The 23,064-nt window shown below is 68.9% G+C and carries 20 protein-coding genes; 10 read left to right on the forward strand and 10 right to left on the reverse strand.

What is annotated here, in order from left to right; all coding sequences use genetic code 11:
- Nucleotides 1–82: 82 nt before the first annotated feature.
- On the reverse strand, nt 83–1,366 hold the full coding sequence (locus ACIA12_RS05310) for a S8 family serine peptidase (protein WP_396365555.1): 1,284 nt from the start codon (nt 1,364–1,366) through the stop codon (nt 83–85).
- 198 nt (nt 1,367–1,564) lie between these two features.
- Between ACIA12_RS05310 and uvrC the strand changes: the two genes are divergently transcribed.
- Genes uvrC through yvcK form a run of 3 tightly spaced genes read left to right on the forward strand, consistent with a single transcriptional unit; the run spans nt 1,565 to nt 5,402 of the window.
- Nucleotides 1,565–3,598, forward strand: coding sequence for an excinuclease ABC subunit UvrC (uvrC, locus tag ACIA12_RS05315; RefSeq protein ID WP_396365556.1), 2,034 nt, complete (start codon nt 1,565–1,567; stop codon nt 3,596–3,598).
- A complete protein-coding gene (gene rapZ, locus ACIA12_RS05320) occupies nt 3,598–4,464 on the forward strand; it encodes an RNase adapter RapZ (RefSeq protein ID WP_396365557.1) in 867 nt (288 codons plus the stop codon). Before uvrC ends, rapZ begins: the two co-directional genes overlap by 1 nt.
- Nucleotides 4,461–5,402 (forward strand): uridine diphosphate-N-acetylglucosamine-binding protein YvcK, encoded by a 942-nt coding sequence (gene yvcK, locus ACIA12_RS05325; protein WP_396365558.1) that lies wholly within the window; start codon nt 4,461–4,463, stop codon nt 5,400–5,402. Before rapZ ends, yvcK begins: the two co-directional genes overlap by 4 nt.
- Before the next feature lies 1 nt (nt 5,403).
- On the opposite strand, the gene ACIA12_RS05330 is transcribed toward yvcK, so the two are convergent.
- The gene (locus ACIA12_RS05330; RefSeq protein ID WP_396365559.1) at nt 5,404–6,159 is read right to left on the reverse strand and encodes a hypothetical protein; all 756 of its coding nucleotides are present in this window, start codon (nt 6,157–6,159) and stop codon (nt 5,404–5,406) included.
- Nucleotides 6,156–6,653: a SigE family RNA polymerase sigma factor gene (locus ACIA12_RS05335; protein WP_396365560.1), complete on the reverse strand. Its 498-nt coding sequence runs from the start codon at nt 6,651–6,653 to the stop codon at nt 6,156–6,158. Before ACIA12_RS05335 ends, ACIA12_RS05330 begins: the two co-directional genes overlap by 4 nt.
- 136 nt (nt 6,654–6,789) lie before the next feature.
- Here ACIA12_RS05335 and whiA point away from each other — a divergent pair, with 136 nt between their 5' ends.
- The 7 genes from whiA (at nt 6,790) to ACIA12_RS05370 (ending at nt 13,405) form a co-directional block, all read left to right on the forward strand.
- Entirely contained in the window at nt 6,790–7,773 is a 984-nt protein-coding gene (whiA, locus tag ACIA12_RS05340; RefSeq protein ID WP_020384835.1) for a DNA-binding protein WhiA, read from the forward strand.
- A gap of 175 nt (nt 7,774–7,948) precedes the next feature.
- Nucleotides 7,949–9,478 (forward strand): M4 family metallopeptidase, encoded by a 1,530-nt coding sequence (locus ACIA12_RS05345; RefSeq protein WP_396365561.1) that lies wholly within the window; start codon nt 7,949–7,951, stop codon nt 9,476–9,478.
- 204 nt (nt 9,479–9,682) lie between these two features.
- A complete protein-coding gene (gene gap, locus ACIA12_RS05350; RefSeq protein ID WP_328324211.1) occupies nt 9,683–10,687 on the forward strand; it encodes a type I glyceraldehyde-3-phosphate dehydrogenase in 1,005 nt (334 codons plus the stop codon).
- A gap of 84 nt (nt 10,688–10,771) precedes the next feature.
- The gene (locus ACIA12_RS05355; RefSeq protein ID WP_396365562.1) at nt 10,772–11,974 is read left to right on the forward strand and encodes a phosphoglycerate kinase; all 1,203 of its coding nucleotides are present in this window, start codon (nt 10,772–10,774) and stop codon (nt 11,972–11,974) included.
- 6 nt (nt 11,975–11,980) lie between these two features.
- Entirely contained in the window at nt 11,981–12,799 is an 819-nt protein-coding gene (gene tpiA / locus ACIA12_RS05360; protein WP_396365563.1) for a triose-phosphate isomerase, read from the forward strand.
- Nucleotides 12,796–13,029, forward strand: a complete 234-nt coding sequence (gene secG / locus ACIA12_RS05365) for a preprotein translocase subunit SecG (RefSeq protein ID WP_328324205.1) — start codon at nt 12,796–12,798, stop codon at nt 13,027–13,029. Before tpiA ends, secG begins: the two co-directional genes overlap by 4 nt.
- Nucleotides 13,030–13,045: 16 nt before the next feature.
- Complete coding sequence (locus ACIA12_RS05370; RefSeq protein ID WP_026162441.1) at nt 13,046–13,405, forward strand: RNA polymerase-binding protein RbpA; 360 nt, start codon at nt 13,046–13,048, stop codon at nt 13,403–13,405.
- Between the two features lie 49 nt (nt 13,406–13,454).
- Here ACIA12_RS05370 and ACIA12_RS05375 read toward each other — a convergent pair whose 3' ends face one another.
- From ACIA12_RS05375 to tkt, 7 genes are all read right to left on the reverse strand, one after another.
- A complete protein-coding gene (locus tag ACIA12_RS05375) occupies nt 13,455–14,267 on the reverse strand; it encodes an isocitrate lyase/phosphoenolpyruvate mutase family protein (RefSeq protein WP_396365564.1) in 813 nt (270 codons plus the stop codon).
- An 82-nt stretch (nt 14,268–14,349) separates the two neighbouring features.
- On the reverse strand, nt 14,350–15,132 hold the full coding sequence (pgl, locus tag ACIA12_RS05380) for a 6-phosphogluconolactonase (protein WP_396365565.1): 783 nt from the start codon (nt 15,130–15,132) through the stop codon (nt 14,350–14,352).
- Complete coding sequence (locus tag ACIA12_RS05385; protein ID WP_396365566.1) at nt 15,129–16,382, reverse strand: glucose-6-phosphate dehydrogenase assembly protein OpcA; 1,254 nt, start codon at nt 16,380–16,382, stop codon at nt 15,129–15,131. The genes pgl and ACIA12_RS05385 overlap by 4 nt, the downstream gene beginning before the upstream one ends.
- Entirely contained in the window at nt 16,379–17,929 is a 1,551-nt protein-coding gene (zwf, locus tag ACIA12_RS05390; protein WP_396365567.1) for a glucose-6-phosphate dehydrogenase, read from the reverse strand. Before zwf ends, ACIA12_RS05385 begins: the two co-directional genes overlap by 4 nt.
- A complete protein-coding gene (locus ACIA12_RS05395) occupies nt 17,926–19,557 on the reverse strand; it encodes a glucose-6-phosphate isomerase (protein ID WP_396365568.1) in 1,632 nt (543 codons plus the stop codon). The genes zwf and ACIA12_RS05395 overlap by 4 nt, the downstream gene beginning before the upstream one ends.
- Complete coding sequence (tal, locus tag ACIA12_RS05400; RefSeq protein WP_396365569.1) at nt 19,554–20,663, reverse strand: transaldolase; 1,110 nt, start codon at nt 20,661–20,663, stop codon at nt 19,554–19,556. The genes ACIA12_RS05395 and tal overlap by 4 nt, the downstream gene beginning before the upstream one ends.
- A 33-nt stretch (nt 20,664–20,696) precedes the next feature.
- Complete coding sequence (gene tkt / locus ACIA12_RS05405; protein WP_396365570.1) at nt 20,697–22,874, reverse strand: transketolase; 2,178 nt, start codon at nt 22,872–22,874, stop codon at nt 20,697–20,699.
- Nucleotides 22,875–23,064: the final 190 nt, after the last annotated feature.

A 23,064-nucleotide genomic window follows, 5' to 3' on the forward strand; every position in this document is an offset into this window, starting at 1 on the left:
CCCCACACCATTTCGGTGGTTAGCCCCCCAAATGGTGGGTTGTCACCCCTGATTCCGGGGTGACAACCCACAAGCTGAGCGGTTAACCGCCGAAATGGGGAGTGGGGGTTGGGGCGGGGAGGCCGGTGTAGAGGAGTTTGTTGGGGGAGTTGGTGCCGGGGTCGGTGACCTTGTCGGGGGTGGTGGCGCCGAGTAGGGCGGTGGCGACGTCGGCGGGCTTGGCGTCGGGGTGGGCGCTCAGGTACAGGGCGATGGCGCCGGTGACGTGAGGGGTCGCCATCGACGTGCCGCTCATCTTGGCGGTGGCGTCGGGTGAGGTGATGCCGACCGACTCGATGTCGACGCCGGGCGCGAACAGGTCGACGCACTTGCCCCAGTTGGAGAAGGTCGCCTTCGCGTCCTTGTCGTCGGTCGCGCCGACCGTGATCGCCGCCGGCGCGTCGGCCGGTGAGTTGTTGCAGGCGTCCGAGGAGTCGTTGCCTGCAGCAACGGCATAGGTGACGCCGGAGTCGATCGACGCCTTCAGGGCCGCATCCAGGGCGGCATCGGCGTTGCCGCCGAGGCTCATGTTCGCGACCGCGGGCTTCTTCGCGTTGGCCGTCACCCATTCGATCCCGGCGACGACGGTCTCGGTCGTACCGGAGCCGTTGCAGTCGAGAACGCGGACGCCGTAGATCTTCGCGCCCTTGGCCAGCCCGAAGTTCGTCCCGGCGATGGTGCCGGAGACGTGGCTGCCGTGGCCCATGCAGTCGACGCCTTTCTGCCCGTCGCCGACGGTGTCGGTGCCGACCGCGGCGCGGTCGCCGAAGTCCTTGTGGGCGGCGTAGATGCCGGTGTCGATCACGTACACGCTGACGTTGTCGGCCGTTGCCGAGGGCTCGTACTTCTGGTCCAGCGGCAGGTCGCGCTGGTCGACGCGGTCCAGCCCCCACGGCGGGTTGTCCTGGTTGACGCTGAACCGCTGGTTCTGCTGGACGAACGCGACCCGGGAGTCGCCGGCCATCTTCTGCGCCTGTTCCGGCGACATGGTCGCCGAGAAGCCCTTGATCGAGGCGCTGAACTGCCGGCGGACCTTCGCGTCGTACGACTTCGCGAGGTTCTGCGTGGTCACCCGGGTCTCCGCGGCCGAGCGTGCCCCGGACAGGACGACCACGTAGCTGCCCGGAACGGCCGTCGGACTGCCGGCTCCACGGACTGTGGTGGTTGACGAGTCAGGGGGTATCACCCCGGCCTGACTGCTGGTCGTGGTGGCGACCAGGCCGGCCACGGTGAGCGCGACGGCCGCCGTAGCGCCGGCAGCGGCTCGCAGCCGAGGACAAGGCCGGGCCAGAGGCCGGTACCAGCGCGGTGTTGTCACTGGGGACATGGGCGCAACTCCCTCGAGTCAGCGCGGGCCCGGTTGCCTCACGCACGGATCCTGCACGTCAACCCTGAGTGACAAGCTACGGACCGCGCCCATCCCAAGCCGTGATCAACCGAGCCATATGAGGCAACCCGCAACACGACCGCCGGACGATCGTTAGGTCCGGCGTGTTCTGTCGGCAGGGCGAACTAGGCTGGGTCGGTGGCTGATCCCTCCTCCTACCGTCCCGCCCCCGGATCGATTCCCGACTCGCCCGGTGTCTACCGCTTCAGCGACTCCAGCGGGCGGGTGATCTACGTCGGCAAGGCGAAGAACCTGCGCTCGCGGCTGTCGTCGTACTTCCAGGACCTGGTCAACCTGCACCCGCGGACCCAGACGATGGTGACGTCCGCGGCGAAGGTCGACTGGACGGTGGTGGCCAACGAGGTCGAGTCGCTGCAACTGGAGTACTCCTGGATCAAGGAGTACGACCCGCGCTTCAACGTGAAGTACCGCGACGACAAGTCGTACCCGTGGCTCGCGATCACCCTCAACGAGGAGTACCCGCGGGTGATGGTCGGCCGCGGCCCGAAGAAGAAGGGCGTCCGGTACTTCGGTCCGTACAGCCACGCCTGGGCGATCCGGGAGACCGTCGACCTGCTGCTGCGGGTGTTCCCGATGCGCTCGTGCAGCAAGGGCGTCTTCAACCGGCACCGCCAGATCGGCCGGCCCTGTCTGCTCGGCTACATCGGCAAGTGCGCGGCACCCTGCACCGGCCAGGTGAGCCAGGACGAGCATCGCAAGATCGTCGAGGACTTCTCCGCGTTCCTGTCCGGCCAGACCGCGACGTACGTGCGCCGGCTGGAGAAGGAGATGAAGGCCGCGGCGGCCGAGCTGGAGTACGAGCGGGCCGCGAAGATCCGGGACGACCTGAGTGCGCTCGACAAGGCGCTCGCGAAGAACGCGGTCGTCCTCGGCGACGGTACGGACACGGACGTGATCGCGCTCTCGGAGGACCCGCTCGAGGTCGCGGTACAGATCTTCTATGTGCGTGGCGGCCGAATCCGTGGTCAGCGCGGTTGGATCGCGGACAAGGCCGACGGTGACGCGACGACGGCCGACCTGGTCGAGCGGTTCATTCAGCAGCTGTACGCAGGGGAGAACGCGGACGCGATTCCGCGGGAGATCCTGGTACCGACGCTGCCGGCGGGGGAGGAGGCGCTGGTCGAGTGGCTGTCCGAGTTCCGTGGCTCGCGGGTGGCGATCCGGGTGCCGCAACGCGGTGACAAGAAGGACCTGATGGCGACCGTCGAGCGCAACGCGCAGCAGACGCTCGCGATGCACAAGACCAAGCGGGCGAGCGATCTGACCACCCGCAACCTCGCGCTGGAGGAGATTCAGGCCGCGCTCGACCTACCCGAGGTCCCGCTGCGGATGGAGTGCTACGACGTCTCGAACCTGCAGGGCACCGAGGTGGTCGCCTCGATGGTGGTCTTCGAGGACGGCCTGCCGCGCAAGAGCGAGTACCGCCGGTTTGTCATCAAGGGCGTCGACGGCCAGAACGACGTCGCCTCGATCGCCGAGGTGCTGACCCGGCGGTTCAAGCGGATGCTGGAGGACCGGGCCGGCATCCCCGACGGCGAGGACCCGACGGCGTACCTGATCGATCCGGACACCGGCCGGGCGAAGAAGTTCGCCTACACCCCGAGCCTGGTCGTCGTCGACGGTGGCCCGCCACAGGTCGCGGCCGCCCGGCAGGCGATGGACGAGCTCGGTCTCGGCGACATCCCGGTCTGCGGCCTGGCCAAGCGGCTCGAGGAGGTCTGGCTGCCCGACGACGAGGACCCAGTCATCTTCTCCCGTACGTCCGAAGGCCTGTACCTGTTGCAGCGACTGCGCGATGAGGCCCACCGGTTCGCGATCACGCATCACCGCAACCGCCGGTCGAAGTCGATGGTGGAGAGCGTGCTCGACGAGGTCGCCGGGCTGGGCGAAGTACGGCGCAAGACGCTGCTCAAGCATTTCGGGTCGTTGAAGAAGCTGCGCCAGGCCACTGTCGACGAGGTCGCCGAGCTGCCCGGGTTCGGGCGCCGGACGGCCGAGTCCGTCGTACTGGCGGTGAACTCGGCGGCAACGAAGGCCGACACCTCCCGAGCGCCGTCGGTCAACACCGCGACGGGCGAGATACTGGACGACGACGGGCCGGAGCTCACCGGCCTGCGCCACGGGGAACCAACGGGGAGAACTGAGAACTGATGGACGATTCGAGCAGCAACCTGATCATCGTCTCCGGGATGTCCGGCGCGGGACGGAGCTCGGTCGCGGACGTGCTGGAGGACCTCGGCTGGTTCGTGGTCGACAACCTGCCGCCGATGTTCCTGACCACGATCGTCGAGCAGATCGTCGGTACCGGCGCCTCGCCGCGGCTGGCGATCGTGGTCGACGTCCGGACCGGGATGTTCTTCGACGAGCTGGGCTCGGCGATCCAGGACCTGCGGACCAAGGGCTACCGGCCGGTGACGCTGTTCCTGGAGGCCTCCGACGACGTGATCGTGCGCCGGCAGGAGAGCGTCCGGCGGCCGCACCCGCTGCAGGGCGAGGGCCGGCTGCTGACCGGGATCCAGCGCGAGCGCGAGCTGCTCGGCGACATCCGGGCCGGCGCCGACATGGTGATCGACACCTCGAACCTGAACATCCACCAGCTCGCCGCGAAGATCGTCAACGCCTTCGGCGACGAGGACAACGCCGAGCTGCGGGCCACCGTGGTGTCGTTCGGTTTCAAGTACGGGATCCCGGTCGACGCCGACGTGGTGGCCGACATGAGGTTCATCCCGAACCCGTACTGGCAGCCCGACCTGCGCCCGATGACGGGCCAGGACAAGCCTGTGTCAGACTTCGTGCTCGGTCATCCGCTGGCCCAGCAGTTCCTGCAGAACTATGTGGACGTGCTGGACACGCTGCGGACCGGTTATCTGAACGAGGGCAAGCGATTCGTCACGGTCGCGATCGGCTGCACCGGCGGCAAGCACCGGAGCGTCGCGATGGCCGAGGAGATCGGCAAACGGCTGCGCGAGAAGGGTTCACCGACGTTGGTAGTGCACCGGGATCTGGGGCGGGAGTGACGCGGGCTCCACGGGTCGTCGCATTGGGTGGTGGGCACGGCCTCGCCGCCTCGCTGTCCGCACTGCGTCAGGTCACCGACCAGCTCACCGCGGTCGTCACGGTCGCCGACAACGGCGGTTCGTCGGGCCGGCTCCGCAAGGAGCTCGGCGTACTTCCGCCAGGCGATCTGCGGATGGCACTGGCCGCGCTGTGCCGCGACGACGAGTGGGGCCGCACGTGGGCTGACGTCTTGCAGCATCGATTCCGCAGTGACGGCGAATTGCACGACCACGCGGTCGGCAACCTGCTGATCGTCGCGTTGTGGGAGCTGCTCGGCGAGGCCGTCGACGGCCTGGACTGGGTCGCCCGGCTGCTCGGCGCACAAGGCCGGGTACTGCCGATGTCGGCCGTACCGCTGGACATCACCGCCCGGGTGATCGGACTCGACCCCGCCCACCCCGAGGCGATCACCGAGATCCGAGGCCAGGCCGAGGTCGCCACCACTGAAGGCCAAGTGGTGGACGTCTCCCTCGACCCAGCGGACCCACCAGCCTGCCCGGAAGCGCTCGTCGCGATCGCCGAAGCCGACTGGGTCGTCGTCGGCCCCGGCTCCTGGTTCACCTCGGTCATCCCGAACCTGCTCGTCCCGGCCCTGTCTCGCGGCCTCCAGGAGACGAGCGCGCGACGGTTGCTCACCCTCAACCTCGGCGAGCAGAAGGGCGAGACGGACGGCTTCTCGCCGGAGACCCATCTCGAAGTACTGGCCGCCCACGCCCCGGACCTCCGCATCGATGTGGTCCTCGCCGATGAGCAGCATGTACCCGATCCAGCGTCGCTTCGCCGTACCGCGGACTCCCTCGGCGCGCATCTGGTGATAGCCGACATCGCCGACGAAGCCCGCCACCTGCACCACGACCCGGGCAAGCTCGCCAAGATCTACCGCGAACTCTTCGAGTAGCTCAGCCAGGGCTGATCGCCGACTTCGCCCTGAACACGACCTTGCCGTTCGCGTCGAGGCCCACGATCGTGACCAGAACCTGCTGCTGTCCGGCCGGATCTGGGATTCCCCAGGCGAAGAAGCCGTTCGAGACGAGCGCTTCCCACGGCTCGCCGTTCGGCGGTACCGCGACGAGCCGGTTGACGGTCGGAGGTACTCGCGTCCAGTTCTCGCTGGGGCCTGCCGCGGGTTGCGCCTGCGGTGGGTGATCCGACTGGTTCGCCATCAGCTCCCGGCCGTAAGAGGATTCGCCGGTACTGATCGTCTTGCCCTTCATGTGGCAGGTTCCGATGACGGTACGGTCGGGGGAGACCAGGTAGGCGAGGAAGACGTCGCCGCGGCCGGTCTTGAGCGGGACCGTCCACCTCTGGTCGATCGGACCGGCCTTGTCGTCGCCGGCCGCGGGGGACTCCAGCCATTCCTTGTCGTTCTGGCCGCAGCGCTTGATGATCTCGGCGTCTGCCAGCGGGCTCACCGATGGCGCGGGCTTGGTCCGGCCGAACTCGGCCGGTCCGAATCCATCGTTCCGATCGCCCTGCCAGACCGCGACCCCGGTGACGGCCACGGCCGCGGTGAGACCGGCGGTGGCGACGGCTGCGAGCCGGCGGTGGCGGACCGAGCGGCGGCCGCGCCGGACGATGTCGTCGACGGAGTGCCGCAGTGGCTGGTCGGCGTCATCGGCGGCGGTAGCGAGCAGGCCTTCGATGTCCTTGCTCATGACGATGTCCTTTCGCCGAGTTGGGCGCGGAGGGCGAGCAGGCCCTTGGAGGTCTGGCTCTTGACGGTGCCGATCGAGATGCCCAGCACCTGGGCCGTCTCCTCGATGCTGAGGTCGGCGTAGTGGCGCAGTACGACGCAGGCTCGCTGGCCGGCCGGGATGCCTTCCAGCGCAGCGATCACGAGCTGCCGGTCGTCGATCGTCCTGGCCGCGTCGGGGCACGGCAGGTCGCCTGGTTCGGCGGTGGTGTGTTCGCGGCGCCACGGGCGTCTGGACTGGTCGAGTACGACGGAGACGACGGCTTTGTGCGCGTAGGTGGTGAGGCCGTTCTGCCGGTTGAGCTTGTCCCAGCGCCGGTAGATCCGGACCAGGGCGTCCTGTGCGGCGTCCTCGGCGCGGTGCCAGTCGCCGCACATCAGGTACGCCGTCCGCCGCAGCCTGCCGATGGCCGCACCGGCGAACTCGGTGAAGTCCGCCTCGTCGCGTCTTCGCATCCACGCGCTCCTCTCGTCGGGGGAGTAACGAGCTCAGTGACACGAAAGGTTGCCGCAACGCGTAACACCAGCCACTTCTGACAGTTGGACCACAGGTGAGGCGAGGGTCTTTGACAGCGGTGGGAGGATTCACTACATGGCGATGACAGCACAGGTGAAGTCCGAGCTGACCAGTATCCAGGTCACCAAACCCTGTTGCCGCAAGGCCGAGGTGTCCTCCGTGCTGCGGTTCGCGGGCGGTCTGCACATCGTGTCCGGCCGGATCGTGGTGGAGGCGGAGCTCGACAGCGGTGCGGCCGCACGGCGGTTGCGCAAGGACATCGCGGAGATCTTCGGGCATCCGTCGGACGTGGTGGTGATCTCGCCGTCCGGAATCAGGAAGCAGACCAAGTACGTCGTACGGGTCGTCCGTGACGGTGATGCGCTGGCGCGGCAGACCGGCCTGGTGGACAACCGTGGCCGGCCGGTGCGGGGTCTCCCTCCGGCGGTCGTGTCCGGGGCGTCTTGCGACGCTGTGGCGGCTTGGCGGGGCGCGTTCCTGGCGCACGGGTCGCTGACCGAGCCTGGCCGGTCCTCGTCGCTTGAGGTCACGTGCCCCGGCCCGGAGGCAGCGTTGGCTCTCGTCGGTGCCGCGCGACGACTTGGGATCGGCTCGAAGGCGCGCGAGGTCCGCAATGTGGACCGCGTGGTGATCCGTGACGGCGACGCGATCGGCGCGCTGTTGACGCGGCTCGGCGCGCACGAGTCGGTACTGGCCTGGGAAGAGCGCCGGATGCGGCGCGAGGTCCGCGCCACGGCGAACCGGCTGGCCAACTTCGACGACGCGAACCTGCGCCGTTCCGCGCGGGCCGCCGTCGCGGCCGGTGCACGGGTCGAGCGGGCGCTGGAGATCCTCGGTGACGACGTACCGGACCACCTGCAGGTGGCAGGCAAGCTGCGGCTGGAGCACAAGCAGGCCAGCCTCGAGGAGCTCGGCCAACTGCACGAGCCGGCGCTGACCAAGGACGCGGTCGCCGGCCGCATCCGTCGCCTGCTCGCAATGGCCGACAAGCGCGCCGCGGACCTCGGCATCCCCAACACCGAGGCCAACCTCACCCCGGACATGCTCGACCCTGCGTGACCTGACCCGGACGCTGCGTCGTCCGAAGGATTTCCCTGAATTCCGCGCGATTCCGCCGTTTTGTCAGGACGATCCGTTCCGCTGAGCCGTTCGCGCGGCGCAAAGTGTGCGTGCCCATCGCATGGTGGGAGCCAGACCGGCTCCCACCGTGGTTTCCGCCCAAGGGAGCACACACATGAAGCGCAGTTTCCGCGCGGGTCTGGCAGTCGCGGCGATCGCCGCCGTTGCCGGCCTGTCGAACGTCAGTGGGGTCAACGCAGCACCGCCGAGCGCCGACCAGGCGCCGTCGCCGGTCAGCGCGGCGCGGGCCAACGCGGCCAAGTTGGGGCTCGGTGGCTCCGACGACCTCAAACCCCGCGATGTCGTCGTCGACGCCGACGGCACCAGCCACGTCCGCTTCGACCGGACGTACCAGGGCCTGCCCGTGGTCGGCGGTGACTTCGTCGTCCACCAGACGAAGGCAGGGGCCGTCCGGGCGACCTCGGGTGGGGTCGGCGCGCTGAGCCTGTCCACCAAGCCGACCGTCGCGGCCTCGACCGCGCTCGCCGCCGCCAAGCAGAAGACCGGCAAGCAGCAGTTGGTCGTCTTCGTGACGAACGCCGGCCAGTCGCGGCTGGCGTACAAGGTGACCAGCACCGGTCGCAAGGCGGACGGCCAGCCGACCGGCACCGAGACGTACGTCGACGCCCAGAACGGCAAGGTGCTCGACAGTTGGAGCACCGTTCAGGACGACCTGGGCAGCGGCACCGGCCTGTACGTCGGAACCGTCGGTCTCGACACCACGAAGGGTGCCACCAGCTACTCGATGGTCGACCCGGTCCGCGGCGGCAACGCGACGTACAACGCCGGGGTGCTCTTCACCGACGCCGACAACGTCTGGGGCACCGGCTCGAACAGCAACGCGCAGACCGCCGGGGTGGACGCCCACTACGGCATCGCGAAGACCTGGGACTACTACAAGAACGTCCATGGCCGCAACGGCATCGCCAACGACGGCAAGGGCGCCAAGTCGTACGTGCACGACGGCGCGTACGTGAACGCCGGCTGGTCCGACTCCTGCTTCTGCATGACCTACGGCGACGGTGATCCCGGTCAGGGCATCCTGCCGCTGGTGGAGCTCGACATCGCGGGGCACGAGATGAGTCACGGTGTCACCAGCCGGACCGCCGGTCTGCGGTACAGCGGCGAGTCCGGTGGCCTGAACGAGTCCACGTCGGACATGTTCGGCACGGCGGTCGAGTTCTACGCGGCGAACGCTTCGGACACCCCGGACTACGTGATGGGCGAGGAGATCTACGTCGACTACAACCCGGCGACCAACTACATCCGGCGGATGGACAAGCCGTCGCTGGACGGCCTCAGCGCCGACTTCTGGTCGAAGAGCGTGGGCCGGCTGAACGTGCACTACTCGTCGGGTGTCGGCAACCACTTCTTCTACCTGCTGTCCGAGGGCAGCGGCGCGAAGACGATCAACGGGGTCGCCTACAACAGCCCGACGGCCAACGGCGTGACGGTCACCGGTATCACCATCGCGAAGGCCGAGAAGATCTGGTACCGCGCGCTGACGACGTACCTGACCTCGCGCTCGGACTACAAGGCGGCGCGGGCGGCCACGTTGTCCGCGGCCACCGACCTGTACGGCGCCGGTAGCGCCGAGGTCCAGGCCGTCGGCAAGGCCTGGACGGCGGTGAACGTCGTCAGCTGACCCTGGTTGGCGAGCGGTGACGAGTCGATGGCCTCCGGGAGAAGTCCCGGGGGCCATCGGACGTTCTCAGTGGTCTGCTCCGGAGGCTACCGGCGGGTCACGGTGGTTATATGTGGACGGTACCAGTGGGTCGAGTGGGCTGTTGGGCTAGTGTTTCGGGTGTAGCGGCAGTGCTCGAAAGCTAGTTTGAGGAGACGTAGTCCCGTGACCGTACGCGTAGGTATCAACGGCTTCGGCCGGATCGGCCGTAACTTCTTCCGCGCCGTGCAGGCGTCCGGTGCCGACATCGAGGTCGTCGCCGTCAACGACTTGACCGACAACCAGACCCTGGCCCACCTGCTCAAGTACGACTCGATCCTGGGCCGTTTTCCCGGCGACGTGTCCGCCACCGACACCGACATCAGCGTCGGCGGCCACACCTTCAAGGCGTTCGCCGAGCGCGACCCCGCGAACCTGAAGTGGTCTGATGTCGGCGCCGACATCGTGATCGAGTCGACCGGCTTCTTCACCGACGCCACCAAGGCCAAGACGCACGCCGACAACGGCGCCAAGAAGGTCATCATCTCCGCCCCGGCGAAGAACGAGGACCTGACCATCGTGATGGGCGTCAACCACGAGCTCTACGACGCCGACCAGCACACGGTCATCTCGAACGCGTCCTGCACCACGAACTGCCTCGCGCCGATGGCCAAGGCCATCCACGACGAGTTCGTCATCCAGCAGGGCCTGATGACCACGGTGCACGCCTACACCCAGGACCAGAACCTGCAGGACGGCCCGCACTCCGACCTGCGTCGCGCCCGCGCCGCGGCGATCAACGTGGTCCCGACCTCGACCGGCGCCGCCAAGGCGATCGGCCTGGTCCTGCCGGAGCTCAAGGGCAAGCTGGACGGCTACGCGCTGCGCGTCCCGGTGCCGACCGGCTCCGCCACCGACCTGACCGTCAATGTCGGCCGCGAGACCTCGGTCGAAGAGGTCAACGCAGCCGTCAAGGCCGCCGCCGAAGGTGCGCTCAAGGGCTACCTGCGGTACACCGAGGACCCGATCGTGTCGAGCGACATCGTCACCGACCCGGCCTCCTGCATCTTCGACGCCGGCCTGACCAAGGTGCTCGGCAACCAGGTGAAGGTCGTCGGCTGGTACGACAACGAGTGGGGCTACTCGAACCGTCTCGTCGACCTGGTCAACTACGTCGGCGCCTCGCTCTGACGTTCCGTTCCACAGCTTGCGTCCGAAGGTGACCCTGGTGTCGCTTCGGGCGCAAGCCTGTTTCGAGACAGGACAGCAAGAACTGTGAAGACCATCGAAGACCTGGGCGACCTCGCGGGGCGCCGGGTGCTGGTGCGCTCCGACCTGAACGTGCCGATCAAGGGTGACGAGATCGGCGACGACGGCCGGATCCGGGCCAGCGTGCCGACCCTGCTGAAGCTGGCCAAGGCCGGCGCCAAGGTGATCGTGACCGCCCATCTCGGCCGGCCCAAGGGCAAGCCGAACCCCGAGTTCACGCTGGCGCCGGTCGCCAAGCGGCTCGGCGAACTGCTGGAGCCCGAGGGCGTCACCGTGCGCTTCGCCACCGACGTCACCGGCGACAGCGCCCAGGAGGCCGTCCAGGAGCTGGACGAGGGTGAGGTACTGCTGCTCGAGAACGTCCGGTACGACGCTCGCGAGGAGAGCAAGGACGAGGCCGAGCGCGGCGCGCTTGCCGAGGAGCTGGCCGGGCTGGCCGACGTGTTCGTCAGCGACGGTTTCGGCGTCGTGCACCGCAAGCAGGCCAGCGTGTACGACGTGGCCGGCAAGCTCCCGCACGCCGCCGGCGGCCTGGTGCTGGCCGAGGTCGAGGTGCTGAAGAAGCTCACCGAGGACCCGGCCCGCCCGTACGTCGTAGTACTGGGTGGCGCGAAGGTGTCGGACAAGCTGGCCGTGATCGACAACCTGCTGGCCAAGGCCGACAAGCTGCTGATCGGCGGTGGCATGGTCTTCACGTTCCTGAAGGCGCAGGGCCACGAGGTCGGCAAGAGCCTGCTCGAGGAAGACCAGCTGGACGCGGTCAAGGGCTACCTGGAGACCGCGAAGGCCAAGGGCGTCGAGATCGTGCTGCCGACCGACATCGTGGTCGCGCCCGAGTTCAAGGCCGACTCGCCTGCCACGGTCGTTGCCGCGGACGCGATCCCGGCCGACCAGCTCGGCCTGGACATCGGCCCCGACTCCGGCAAGGCGTTCGCCGCGGAGATCGCGTCGGCCAAGACGGTGTTCTGGAACGGCCCGATGGGCGTCTTCGAGATGGAGGCGTTCGCGGGTGGAACCAAGGCCGTGGCGCAGGCGTTGACGGAGGTGGACGGACTGAGCGTGGTCGGTGGTGGTGACTCGGCGGCCGCGGTACGGCAGCTGGGCTTCGCCGACGACCAGTTCGGCCACATCTCGACCGGTGGCGGCGCGTCACTGGAATACCTGGAGGGCAAAGAGCTCCCGGGTCTCGCTGTGCTGGAAGAGGAGTAACAACGAATGGCTGGCTCTGAGGCCAAGGCTGCCCGTACGCCGTTGATGGCGGGCAACTGGAAGATGAATGTCAACCACGTCGAGGCCGTGCACCTGCTGCAGAAGCTGAGCTGGACGCTGCAGGACAAGAAGCACGACTTCGAGCGGGTCGAGGTGGCCGTGCTGCCGCCGTTCACCGACATCCGCAGCGTGCAGACGCTGGTCGACGGTGACCGGATGAAGATCAAGTACGGCGCCCAGGACGTCTCCAAGTGCGACGAGGGCGCCTACACCGGCGACATCTCGGCGGACATGCTGGTCAAGCTGGGCTGCACCTACGTGCTGGCCGGCCACTCCGAGCGCCGGCAGTACCACGGCGAGGACGACGCGCTGGTGAACGCCAAGGCGAAGAAGGCGCTGGAGAAGGGCCTGGTCCCGATCGTCTGCGTCGGCGAGGGTCTGGAGGTCCGCAAGGCCGACGGCCACGTCGACCACTGCGTGCAGCAGATCGACGGCGCCTTCGCCGGGCTGAAGGCCGACGACATCCGCAAGCTGGTGATCGCCTACGAGCCGGTCTGGGCGATCGGTACCGGCGAAGTCGCCACCCCCGAGGACGCGCAGGAGGTCTGCGGCGCGATCCGGGCCCGGCTCGAGGAGGCGTATTCGCCCTCCGTGGCCGACTCGGTACGGATTCTTTACGGGGGGTCGGTGAAGATGGCCAGCGCAGGTGGCATCATGGCCCAGCCGGATGTCGACGGCTGCCTGGTGGGTGGAGCAAGCCTCAAGGTGGACGAGTTCGCCGGTATCTGCCGTTACCTGGACCTTCAGTTAGGCTACTCCTCGTGATTCTCGCTTTCTCGATCGTCGTCGTCATCTGCAGCCTGATCCTCACGCTGCTCGTGCTGCTGCACAAAGGCCGCGGTGGCGGCCTCTCCGACCTGTTCGGTGGCGGCGTCTCGTCCAGCCTGGGCGGGTCGTCGGTGGCCGAACGGAACCTGGACCGGATCACGATCGGCGTCGGCCTGATCTGGTTCGCCGCCATCGTCGGGCTCGGCCTGCTGTACAAGCTCGGCTGAGAGGGGAGTAGCTCCCGTGGCTGGTGGTGGCAGTGCTATTCGTGGCAGCCGGGTAGGTGCCGGACCAATGGGCGAGGCGGAGCGCGGCGACACCGCGCCCCGCCAGCGGGTCGTCTTCTTCTGTGCCAATGGGCACGAGACCGCGACGGTGTTCGCGGTGGAGGCGGCGGTACCGGAGGCCTGGGATTGTCCGAGGTGCGGTCTGCCGACCAGCACCGACGTCAACAACCCGCCGCCCCCCACCAAGATCGAGCCGTACAAGACCCACCTCGCGTACGTGAAGGAACGCCGCAGCGAGCAGGAGGCCGCCGAGATCCTCGACGAAGCCCTGCAGAAGCTCCGCGCCCGCCGCGCCCGCGGCGAGATCATCTTCTGACTCTCGCACCTCGGCATCGCCCGGTTCGTCACTGACGAACCGGGCGCTGTCATTTCGGTGTGCCGAAGAGCTGGTTCAGCTCGGCTTGCGGGATCTGGTTCGCCGCGAAGGTGATGGTGCCCTGGGTGATGAGCTCTTGGGCTGCTGCTCGGATGAAGGCCAGGGCGGCTCGGGCGATGCTGCCGCCGAGACTGATTCGGTTGACGCCTGCAGCGAGTAGGGCGTGGGTGGTGAGGGTGCTGGTGCCCAGGCCGATCACGACGTTGAGTGGGCCGTCGATCTCCTTGACCAGGGTGGCGATGGTGCCGAGGTCGTTGACGCCGGGGACGTAGAGGCAGTCGGCGCCGGCTTCGCGGTAGAGGTTGGCCCGGCGGATCGAGTCGGCCAGGGCAGCCGGTGTCTTGAGGAGTTGGCCGTCGGTGCGGGCGGTCAGGACGAAGTCCGGGCCGGCTGCTTCGCGGGCGGCGACGATTCGGTCGACGGAGAGCTGTTCGGCGTACAGGGTGTGGCCGTCGTAGTCCTCGATGTTGCCGCCGGCCAGGCCTGCTTGCCGGGCGAGGGTGATCGTGTCGGCCACTCGTTCTGGGCTCTCGCCGTACCCGTCCTCCAGATCGCCGTTCACCGGTACGCCGGAAGCCTCGGTGATCTGCTGGATGCGCTCGAACATCTGCTCGCGGGAGACCGCCGGCGCGCCGTCGGGCAGGGTGTGGTCGCCCTTGGCGAGCGAGAAGGCGATACCCGCGCTCGTGGTCGCGATCGCGGGGAAGCCGGCCTCCGCCAGCAGCACGGCGCTGCCGGCATCCCACGCGTTCGGCATCACAAATCCGGTGGTCGCTTCATGCAGCGCTCGAAACGTCGTCATGACAGCCATCGTGCCATCGGCACTGTTCGGCACCCACCGAAACAACAGCCCGCTGCGCATTCGCGCAGCGGGCCGCCAGGGGTCAGTTCTTGGCGAGCTTCGAGGCAGCTGCCTCGTCGATCAGCCAGAGCGTGCGGTCGATGCCCTTCGGGATCGACGCGGGCAGGTCGCCCTTGCCGGAGAGGGCGTCAGCGACTGCGTCAGCCTTGTCCTCGCCGGAGACGACGAACCAGGTCTCCCGCGCGTTGGCCAGCGCCGGGAAGGTCAGTGAGACCCGGGTCGGCGGCGGCTTGGGGGAGTCGAACACCGCGACCGTCGAGCTGTCCACGACGGTCCGTGCAGGGTTCTCGGGGAACAGCGATGCGACATGACCGTCCGGCCCGACGCCGAGCATCAGCACATCGAACGCCGGTACGCCGTCTCCGAACGCCGGTCCCTCGCCATCGTCGTCGACCGCGCCGTCACGCGGACCGGCGACGGCCGCCAGCGTCTCGGCGTACGCCGCAGCGGCCGTCTCGGCGCCTTGACCGGTGTCGGCTGGCATCGGGTGCACCAACGCCTTGTCGACCGGCACATGGGACAGCAGCGCGTCCCACGCCTGGGTCTCGTTGCGTTCCGGGTCGCCCTCGGGCAGGAAGCGCTCGTCGCCCCACCAGAACTCGACCCGGCCCCAGTCGATCGCAGTACGGGCCGGTGACTCCGCGACGGCCTTGTAGACCACCGCAGCGACGCGGCCGCCGGTCAGTACGACCTGCGCGACCCCGCCGTCGCTCTGCGCGTCGACCAGCTTGGTGATCAGCCTGGCCGCGACGGCGTGGGCAAGGCCCTCGGAGTCGCGGTTGATCAGGATCGACGGATCACTCATGACCGGCCAGCCACCCTCTTGCTCGTGCCCTTCTTGGCCGCGGCCTTCTTGGTCGCCGCACCCTTCGTGGCGGTACTCCTGGTGGCAGTGCTCTTCGTCGCCGAGGCCTTCTTGGCGGCGACCGCCTTGCGCGCCGACTTGGCCGCCGCGCTCGCCTTCTTGGCCGCCGGTGACTTCGCCGCGTTCTTCGGACCAGGCTTCTTCCGGCTCGCATCGGCCGCGTGGGCCTCGAGCTCGGCCGATGCCGCCTTGCCCGCCACACTCGCGGTACGAGACGCAGCCTTCTCGGCGGCCGACTGCACGGACCGCCGGTCCGCCTCGCTGACGATCTTGGCCGACTCCGGCATCTTGTCCCGCTCGACCAGGCACGCCAGCGTCTGCGCGTACACGTCGTCCGGGTCCAGCCGCCGCAGCTCCTCGCTCAGCAGCTCGGAGGTGTTCCGCCGCTTCAGCGCCACCGGCCGGTCGGGCTGACCAGGGATGCTGAACGTGGCCACCGCACCGTCCGGCCGCGTCAACGCGATCGGCCCGGCCGGCGTGAACATCCGTACCGCGGTGATCCCCGGCCCCCGCGAATTGCGCTGCTCCACCGGTACGCCGAGACGGCACTGCAGCCAAGCCGCCATCAAATCGGCTGAGGCGTTGCCCTTGGCCGACACCACCTCGGCCCCCGAGACCTTCGTCGGGTACTGGTCGAGCGCGGCAGCCATCAGCGCACGCCACGGCGTCAGCCGCGACCACGCGAAGTCCGTGTCGCCCGGTGCGTAGCCCTCGGCCCGCGCCGGGAAGTCCACCGCAGCCCGGCGACCAGCGGCCGCGTCGGTCACCCGGCGACGGCCCAGCGCACCCAGCGGGTCCTCGTGCGGCACCTTCGGCCCGCCACCCGGCCACCAGACGATGACCGGGGAGTCGGGCAGCAGCAGCGGCGTGATGACCGACTCCGGCACCTTGGCGAGCTCGCCGTGCAGCCGGAGCAGCACCGCCTCGCCGGGGATGCCTTCGCCGACCCGTACTTCGGCATCCAGCCCGCCCGAGCCACGGCCCGGACGCAGGATCGCCACCAGCACCCGTGAGGGGTGTTCGCGGCCGGCCTCGTTCGCCGCCTTCATCGCGTCGTGGTGGGAAGCCTCGTCGACGACCACCACGATGGTGCCGACCATGCCCATCGCCGGCGAACCGGCGTTGCGGCGGGCCCGCAGCAGTGCCGACGCGATCTCGCTGGACGTCGTGTCGGTGAGGTCGATGATCATGGCCGCCTCCAAGCGCGTCCGTCGCGGGCGAGCATCTCGTGGGCGGAGGTCGGGCCCCAGGCGCCCGACTCGTACTGCTCGGGCTTGCCGTGCTCGGCCCAGTAGTTGATCACCGGATCGAGGATCTTCCAGCCCAGCTCCACCTCGGTGTGCTGCGGGAACAACGGCGGATCGCCGAGCAGCACGTCCAGGATCAGCCGCTCGTAGGCCTCCGGCGACGACTCGGTGAAGGAGCCGCCGTACGCGAAGTCCATGTTCACGTCCCGGATCTCCATCATCGTGCCGGGCACCTTGGCGCCGAACCGCATGGTGATGCCCTCGTCGGGCTGGATCCGCATCACCAGGGCGTTCTGGCCGAGCTCCTCGGTCTCCGTCTTGGTGAACGGCAGATGCGGCGCGCGCTTGAACATCACGGCCACCTCCGTCACCCGGCGGCCGAGCCGCTTGCCGGTCCGCAGGTAGAACGGGACACCGGCCCAGCGGCGGGTGTCGACGTCCACGCGCAGCGCGGCGAAGGTCTCGGTGGCGGAGTCGGCCGGGATGCCGTCCTCCTGCAGGTAGCCCTTGACCTTCGTACCACCGGCCCAGCCGGCTGCGTACTGGCCGCGCGCGGTGTGCAGGCTGAGGTCCTCGGGCAGCTTGACCGCCGCGAGCACCTTCTTCTTCTCCTGCCGCAGCGACCACGCGTCGAAGGAGACCGGCTCCTCCATCGCGATCAGCGCGAGCAACTGGAGCAGGTGGTTCTGGATCACGTCCCGGGCGGCGCCGATGCCGTCGTAGTACCCGGCGCGGCCACCGATGCCGATGTCCTCGGCCATCGTGATCTGCACGTGGTCGACGTAGTGGCTGTTCCAGACCGGCTCGAACATGGCGTTGGCGAACCGCAGCGCCAGCATGTTCTGGACGGTCTCCTTGCCCAGGTAGTGGTCGATCCGGAAGACCGCCTCGGGCGGGAAGACCGACTCGACCACGTGGTTCAGCTCACGAGCGCTCTTCAGGTCGTGCCCGAACGGCTTCTCGATCACCACCCGGCGCCAGGAACCCGGGGTCTCCTCGGTCAGTCCGTGCTCGTTCAGCTGCTGCACGACCTGCGGGAACAGGCCCGGCGGGATGGACAGGTAGAACGCGTGGTTGCCACCCGTACCGCGGTTGACATCCAGCTCGTCGACCGTCTCCTTGAGCCGCTTGAACGCCTCGTCGTCGGTCAGGTCACCGGGGACGAACCGGAAGCCCTCGGCGAGCTGCTGCCAGACCTCCTCCCGGAAGGGGGTCCGGGCGTGCTCCTTCACCGAGTCGTGCACGATCTGGGCGAAGTCCTGGTTGGTGAAGTCGCGGCGGGCGAAACCGACCAGCGCGAAGCCGGGCGGCAACAGGCCCCGGTTCGCCAGGTCGTACACCGCCGGCATCAGCTTCTTGCGGGCCAGGTCACCGGTGACGCCGAAGATCACCAGGCTGCAAGGCCCGGCGATCCGCGGGAGCCGACGGTCCTGGGGATCCCGCAGCGGGTTCACCGGGCCGGTCGACTCCTCGTTGAGTTCTGCGGTCATGCGCCGCTGTCCTCCGATTTGTCGTGTGCGTCCAGTAGGTCGATCAGCTGCTCGACACCGGCGGCGGGATCGGTGAGGTGCAGCCGTAGTACCGGGCGGCCGCGGTCGGCCAGGACTCCGGCGTCGCCCGCGGCCTGCGCCGAGATGAGCGTGCCGAAGCTGAACGGACGGTCCGGGATCTCCACGTCGGACGACTCCGAGGTGGTGATCTGCAGGAACACACCCTGCGGGTGGCCGCCCTTGTGGTACTGCCCGGTGGAGTGCAGGAAGCGCGGGCCCCAGCCGAAGGTCACCGGACGGCCGGTACGGTTGCTCAGCGCCGGGCGAATGGCGACCAGCTTCTCGTCGCGCTGGGAGTCCAGGTACGCCATCACCGCGAGGTACCCATCCTCGGCCAGCTGACTCAGCAGGGCCTCGATCGCGCCTTGAGCGGTGTCGACGCCGTCCAGCAGCCCCTCGGTCCCGCGGACCTCGATCGCGCCGTCGGTGAAGGCCGCGGCCTCCGGCTCCGGCTGAGCGTCCAGCAGACCGCGCGCGGCCTTCTTGGCGCTCTCGACATCCGGCTGGTCGAACGGGTTGATCCCGAGCAGGTACCCGGCGACTGCTGTCGCCGTCTCCCACAGCAGGAACTGCGCGCCGAGTGGGCCGCTGGTGACGACCGTCGGCGTACCGGAGGCGACCGTCGCGGAGCTGGTGTCCGCGGCCAGCAGGCCGTGGATGAGGTCCCCGGCGCCGCTGTGCAGCTCCGGCGCCTTCAGGCTGCGTACCGCGACCGGCAGGATGCCGGTCCCGTTCTTGCCGGTACTCTCCGCGATCAGCTGCTCGGCCCAGTCGGGGAAGCCGACGATCGAGGAGCCACCCGCGGCGATGATCACCTTGTCGCGACCCGGGCTGCCGGCCAGTACGGCCCCCAGAATCAGCGCCGGGTTCTCCGCGTCGTCAGCCTGCAGCGCCGGAGCGGCCGACGCCGCCTGATCGAGCAGCTCGGCCACGTCGGCGCCCGCGAGCGCCGACGGAACCAGACCGAAGGCGGTCAGGGCGCTGTAGCGACCACCGACGTGCGGGTCGGCCAGGAACGTCTTGCGGTAGCCCTCGTCCTCGGCCAGCTTCTGGAACGGCGAGCCCGGATCGGTCACGACGATCACCCGGGAGGCGGCGTCGATCCCGGCGTCGGTGAACGCCTTGACGAAGACCCGGCGCTGGCTGTCGGTCTCGACCGTGCCGCCGGACTTGCTGGACACCACGATGACCGTCTTGCTCAGGTCACCGGCCAGCGCCCGGGCGATCACGCTCGGGTTGGTCGAGTCGAGCACGACGAGCTCCACGCCCGCCGTCCGCGTGATGACCTCCGGAGCCAGCGACGAGCCGCCCATGCCGGCCAGCACGATCCGGTCCAGGCCCTCCGAGCGCAGGTCGGCCTGCAGTGCCTCGATCTCGGCCAGCAGGGGCCGGGACGAGTCGTGCAGGTCGACCCAGCTGAGCCGGATGGCCGACTCGGACTCGGCCTCAGGGCCCCAGACGGTCGCATCCTTGGCGGCGATCCGGGAAGCGATCTTCTCGCTCACCAGCCGGTCGACGACCTCGCGCCAACCTTCGCCGTATGCCTTGACCTCGAGTGCCTCGGTCACTTGGCGGCCGCCTTCAGCGCCGCGGTGACGGTGTCCTGCAGCTCGGTCCAGGAGACGTCGAACTTGCTGACGCCCTCGTCCTCGAGCACCTGCACGACCTCGTCGTAGGAGATGCCGAGCTTCTCCAGGTCGGCGATCACCTTGCGGTCGGCGTCGTAGTCACCGGTGACCGTGTCGCCGCGCACCTCGCCGTGGTCGGCGAACGCGTCCATCGTTGCCTGCGGCATCGTGTTGACGACGTTGGCGACGACCAGCTCCTCGACGTACAGGGTGTCCTTGTACGCCGGGTCCTTCACGCCCGTGGAGGCCCAGAGCGGGCGCTGCGGCTTGGCGCCGGCGGTCTCGATCTCGCGCCAGCGGTCGGAGGCGAAGACCTCCTCGTACACCTCGTAGGCCAGCCGCGCGTTGGCGATCGCGGCCTTGCCCTTCAGGGCCTTCGCCTCGTCGGTGCCGATGGCATCGAGTCGCTTGTCGATCTCGGTGTCGACCCGGCTGACGAAGAAGGACGCGACGCTGCCCAGCTTGGTCACGTCGCGGCCGTTGTCGATCGCCTTCTCGACGCCGGTCAGGAACGCGTCCATGACGGCCTTGTAGCGCTCGAGGGAGAAGATCAGCGTCACGTTCACGCTGATCCCGGCGGCCAGCGTCTCGGCGATCGCCGGGATGCCTTCCTTGGTCGCGGGGATCTTGACGAAGACGTTCTCCCGGCCGACGGTCTCCCACAGCTCCTTGGCCTGGGCGATCGTCTTGGCGGTGTCGCGGGCCAGGCCCGGCTCGACCTCGATCGAGACCCGGCCGTCGACACCGTCGGTGTCGTCGTACACGGGCTTGAACAGGTCGGCGGCGTCGCGCACGTCGTCGGTGGTGATCACCCGGATCGCCTGGTCGGTCGAGACACCCTCGGCGCCGAGCCGGTTGACCTGCTCGGCGTACGCGCCGGCGTCGGAGATCGCCTTCGCGAAGATGGTCGGGTTGGTGGTCACCCCGCTGACATGCTGGTCGTGGATCAGGTTCGCCAGGCTGCCGCTGGTCAGCCGCTGCCGGGACAGGTCGTCGAGCCAGATGGAAACGCCGGCGTCGGCGAGGTCTTTCAAACGATCGGTCATGTCCGAAGCCTCCGAATGTTCTGTCGTGGTTGCTTACTTGGCGGCGTAGGTGTCTGCCGGACCCACTGGTCCGGCCGCGGCACGTCCTGCCGGTACCCCGCTGCCACCGAGCTCGGCTGCCGCGGCGATGCTGTCCTTCGCTGCCTGTACGACGGCTTCGGCGGTGATGCCGAACTCCGTGTACAGCTTCTTGTAGTCGGCCGAAGCGCCGTAGTGCTCCAGGCTGACGCTGCGGCCGGCGTCGCCGACGATCTCGCGCCAGCCGAGCTTGATCCCAGCCTCGACCGAGACCCGGGCCTTCACGCTCGGCGGGATGACCGAGTCGCGGTACGCGTCGTCCTGCTCGTCGAACCACTCGCGCGACACCATCGAGACGACCCGCGCCTTGATGCCCTCGGCGGCCAGCGTCTTGCTCGCCTCGACGGCCAGCTGGACCTCCGAGCCGGTGCCGATCAGGATCACGTCGGGCTCACCGTCGGTGTCGAGCAGGGTGTAACCGCCCTTGCTGACGTTCTCCGTCGTCGCGTAGCCGTCGGTGCCCCGCGGGTACGTCGGTACGTTCTGGCGGGTCAGCACGAGGCCGGCCGGACGGTCGGTGTGCTCGAGGATGGTGGCCCAGGCGGCGGCCGTCTCGTTCGCGTCGGCCGGGCGGACCACGTCCAGGCCCGGGATGGCGCGCAGGGCGGCCAGGTGCTCGATCGGCTGGTGGGTCGGGCCGTCCTCGCCGAGGCCGATCGAGTCGTGCGTCCACACGTAGGTGACCGGCAGCTTCATCAGCGCGGCCAGCCGGACGGCCGGACGCATGTAGTCGCTGAAGACCAGGAAGGTACCGCCGTACGGGCGGGTGCCGCCGTGCAGGGCGATGCCGTTGAGGATCGAGCCCATGCCGTGCTCGCGGATCCCGAAGTGCAGGACGCGGCCGTACTCGTTGCCCTGGAACTCCTTGGTGGCGTGCTCGGCCGGGATGAACGACGGCTGGCCCTTGGGGGTCGTGTTGTTGGAGCCGGCCAGGTCGGCCGAACCGCCCCACAGCTCGGGCAGCGCCGGCGAGATCTTGGTCAGAACCTCACCGGAGGCGGCCCGGGTGGCGACGCCCTTGGCGTCGGCCTCCCAGCTCGGCAGCGCGTCCTTCCAGCCCGGGGACAGCTCGTGCTTGTCGAGCCGGTCGAAGAGCGCGGCCTGCTCAGGCGCCGCCTGACGCCACGCGTCGAACTTCGTCGTCCACTCGGCCTGCAGTTCCTTGCCGCGCTCGATCGCGCCGCGGGTGTGCGCGATCACGTCGTCGGGGACGTCGAACGACTTGTCCGGGTCCAGGCCGAGCACGGTCTTGGTCGCGGCCACCTCGGCGGCGCCGGCGGCCGAGCCGTGGATCTTGCCGGTGTTCTGCGCGTTCGGGGCCGGCCAGCCGATGATGGTGTGCAACCGGATGAAGGTCGGCTTGTCGGTGACCGCGTGGCCGGCCTCGATCGCGTCGTACAGGGCCTGCACGTCTTCCTCGTAGCCCGTGCCGCCGTTGGTCCAGTCGACGTCGTGGACGTCCCAGCCGTACGCCGCGTAGCGGGCGGCGACGTCCTCGGAGAACGCGATGTTGGTGTCGTCCTCGATGGAGATCTTGTTCGCGTCGTAGATGACGGTGAGGTTGCCGAGCTTCTGGTGGCCGGCCAGCGAGGAGGCCTCCGAGGAGATGCCCTCCTCCAGGTCACCGTCCGATGCGATCACGTACACCCGGTGGTCGAAAAGACTTTCACCACTGGCCGTGTTCGGGTCGAGCAGACCGCGCTCGCGACGGGCCGCCATCGCCATGCCGACAGCGTTGCCGACGCCCTGGCCCAGCGGACCGGTGGTGGTCTCGACGCCGGGGGTGTGGCTGTACTCCGGGTGGCCGGGAGTCGCGCTGCCCCAGGTACGCAGCGACTTCAGGTCGTCGAGCTCGAGGCCGAAGCCGGCCAGGTAGAGCTGGATGTAGAGGGTCAGGCTGGAGTGCCCGGCCGACAGGACGAAGCGGTCGCGGCCGGCCCAGTGCGGGTCGGCGGGGTTGTGCCGCATCACCTTCTGGAACAGCAGATACGCGGCGGGGGCGAGGCTCATCGCAGTACCGGGGTGGCCGTTGCCGACCTTCTCCACGGCGTCCAGCGCGAGGACCCGCACGGTGTCGACCGCGCGCTTGTCGAGCTCGGTCCAGTCAAGCTTGGGGCTGGTCTTCTCCGTCACGCCGGCGGCGCTCCTCTCGATGGCTGCTGACACTGCAGGAACTGGCGCTCGAGGGGCCGGCCGGACGCTGGCGTCCACACGCCGTCGCGCCCCCTCGCGTCACCGTGAGCGAGCCTACTCGCCCAGCCGTCCCGAGCCCTTCATACCTCGGCAACCGGGACCGGCCTGTCGTTGTTCCCCGGTTGTCAAG

This window comes from Kribbella sp. NPDC051620 (assembly GCF_044453825.1).
Lineage (GTDB): Bacteria > Actinomycetota > Actinomycetes > Propionibacteriales > Kribbellaceae > Kribbella.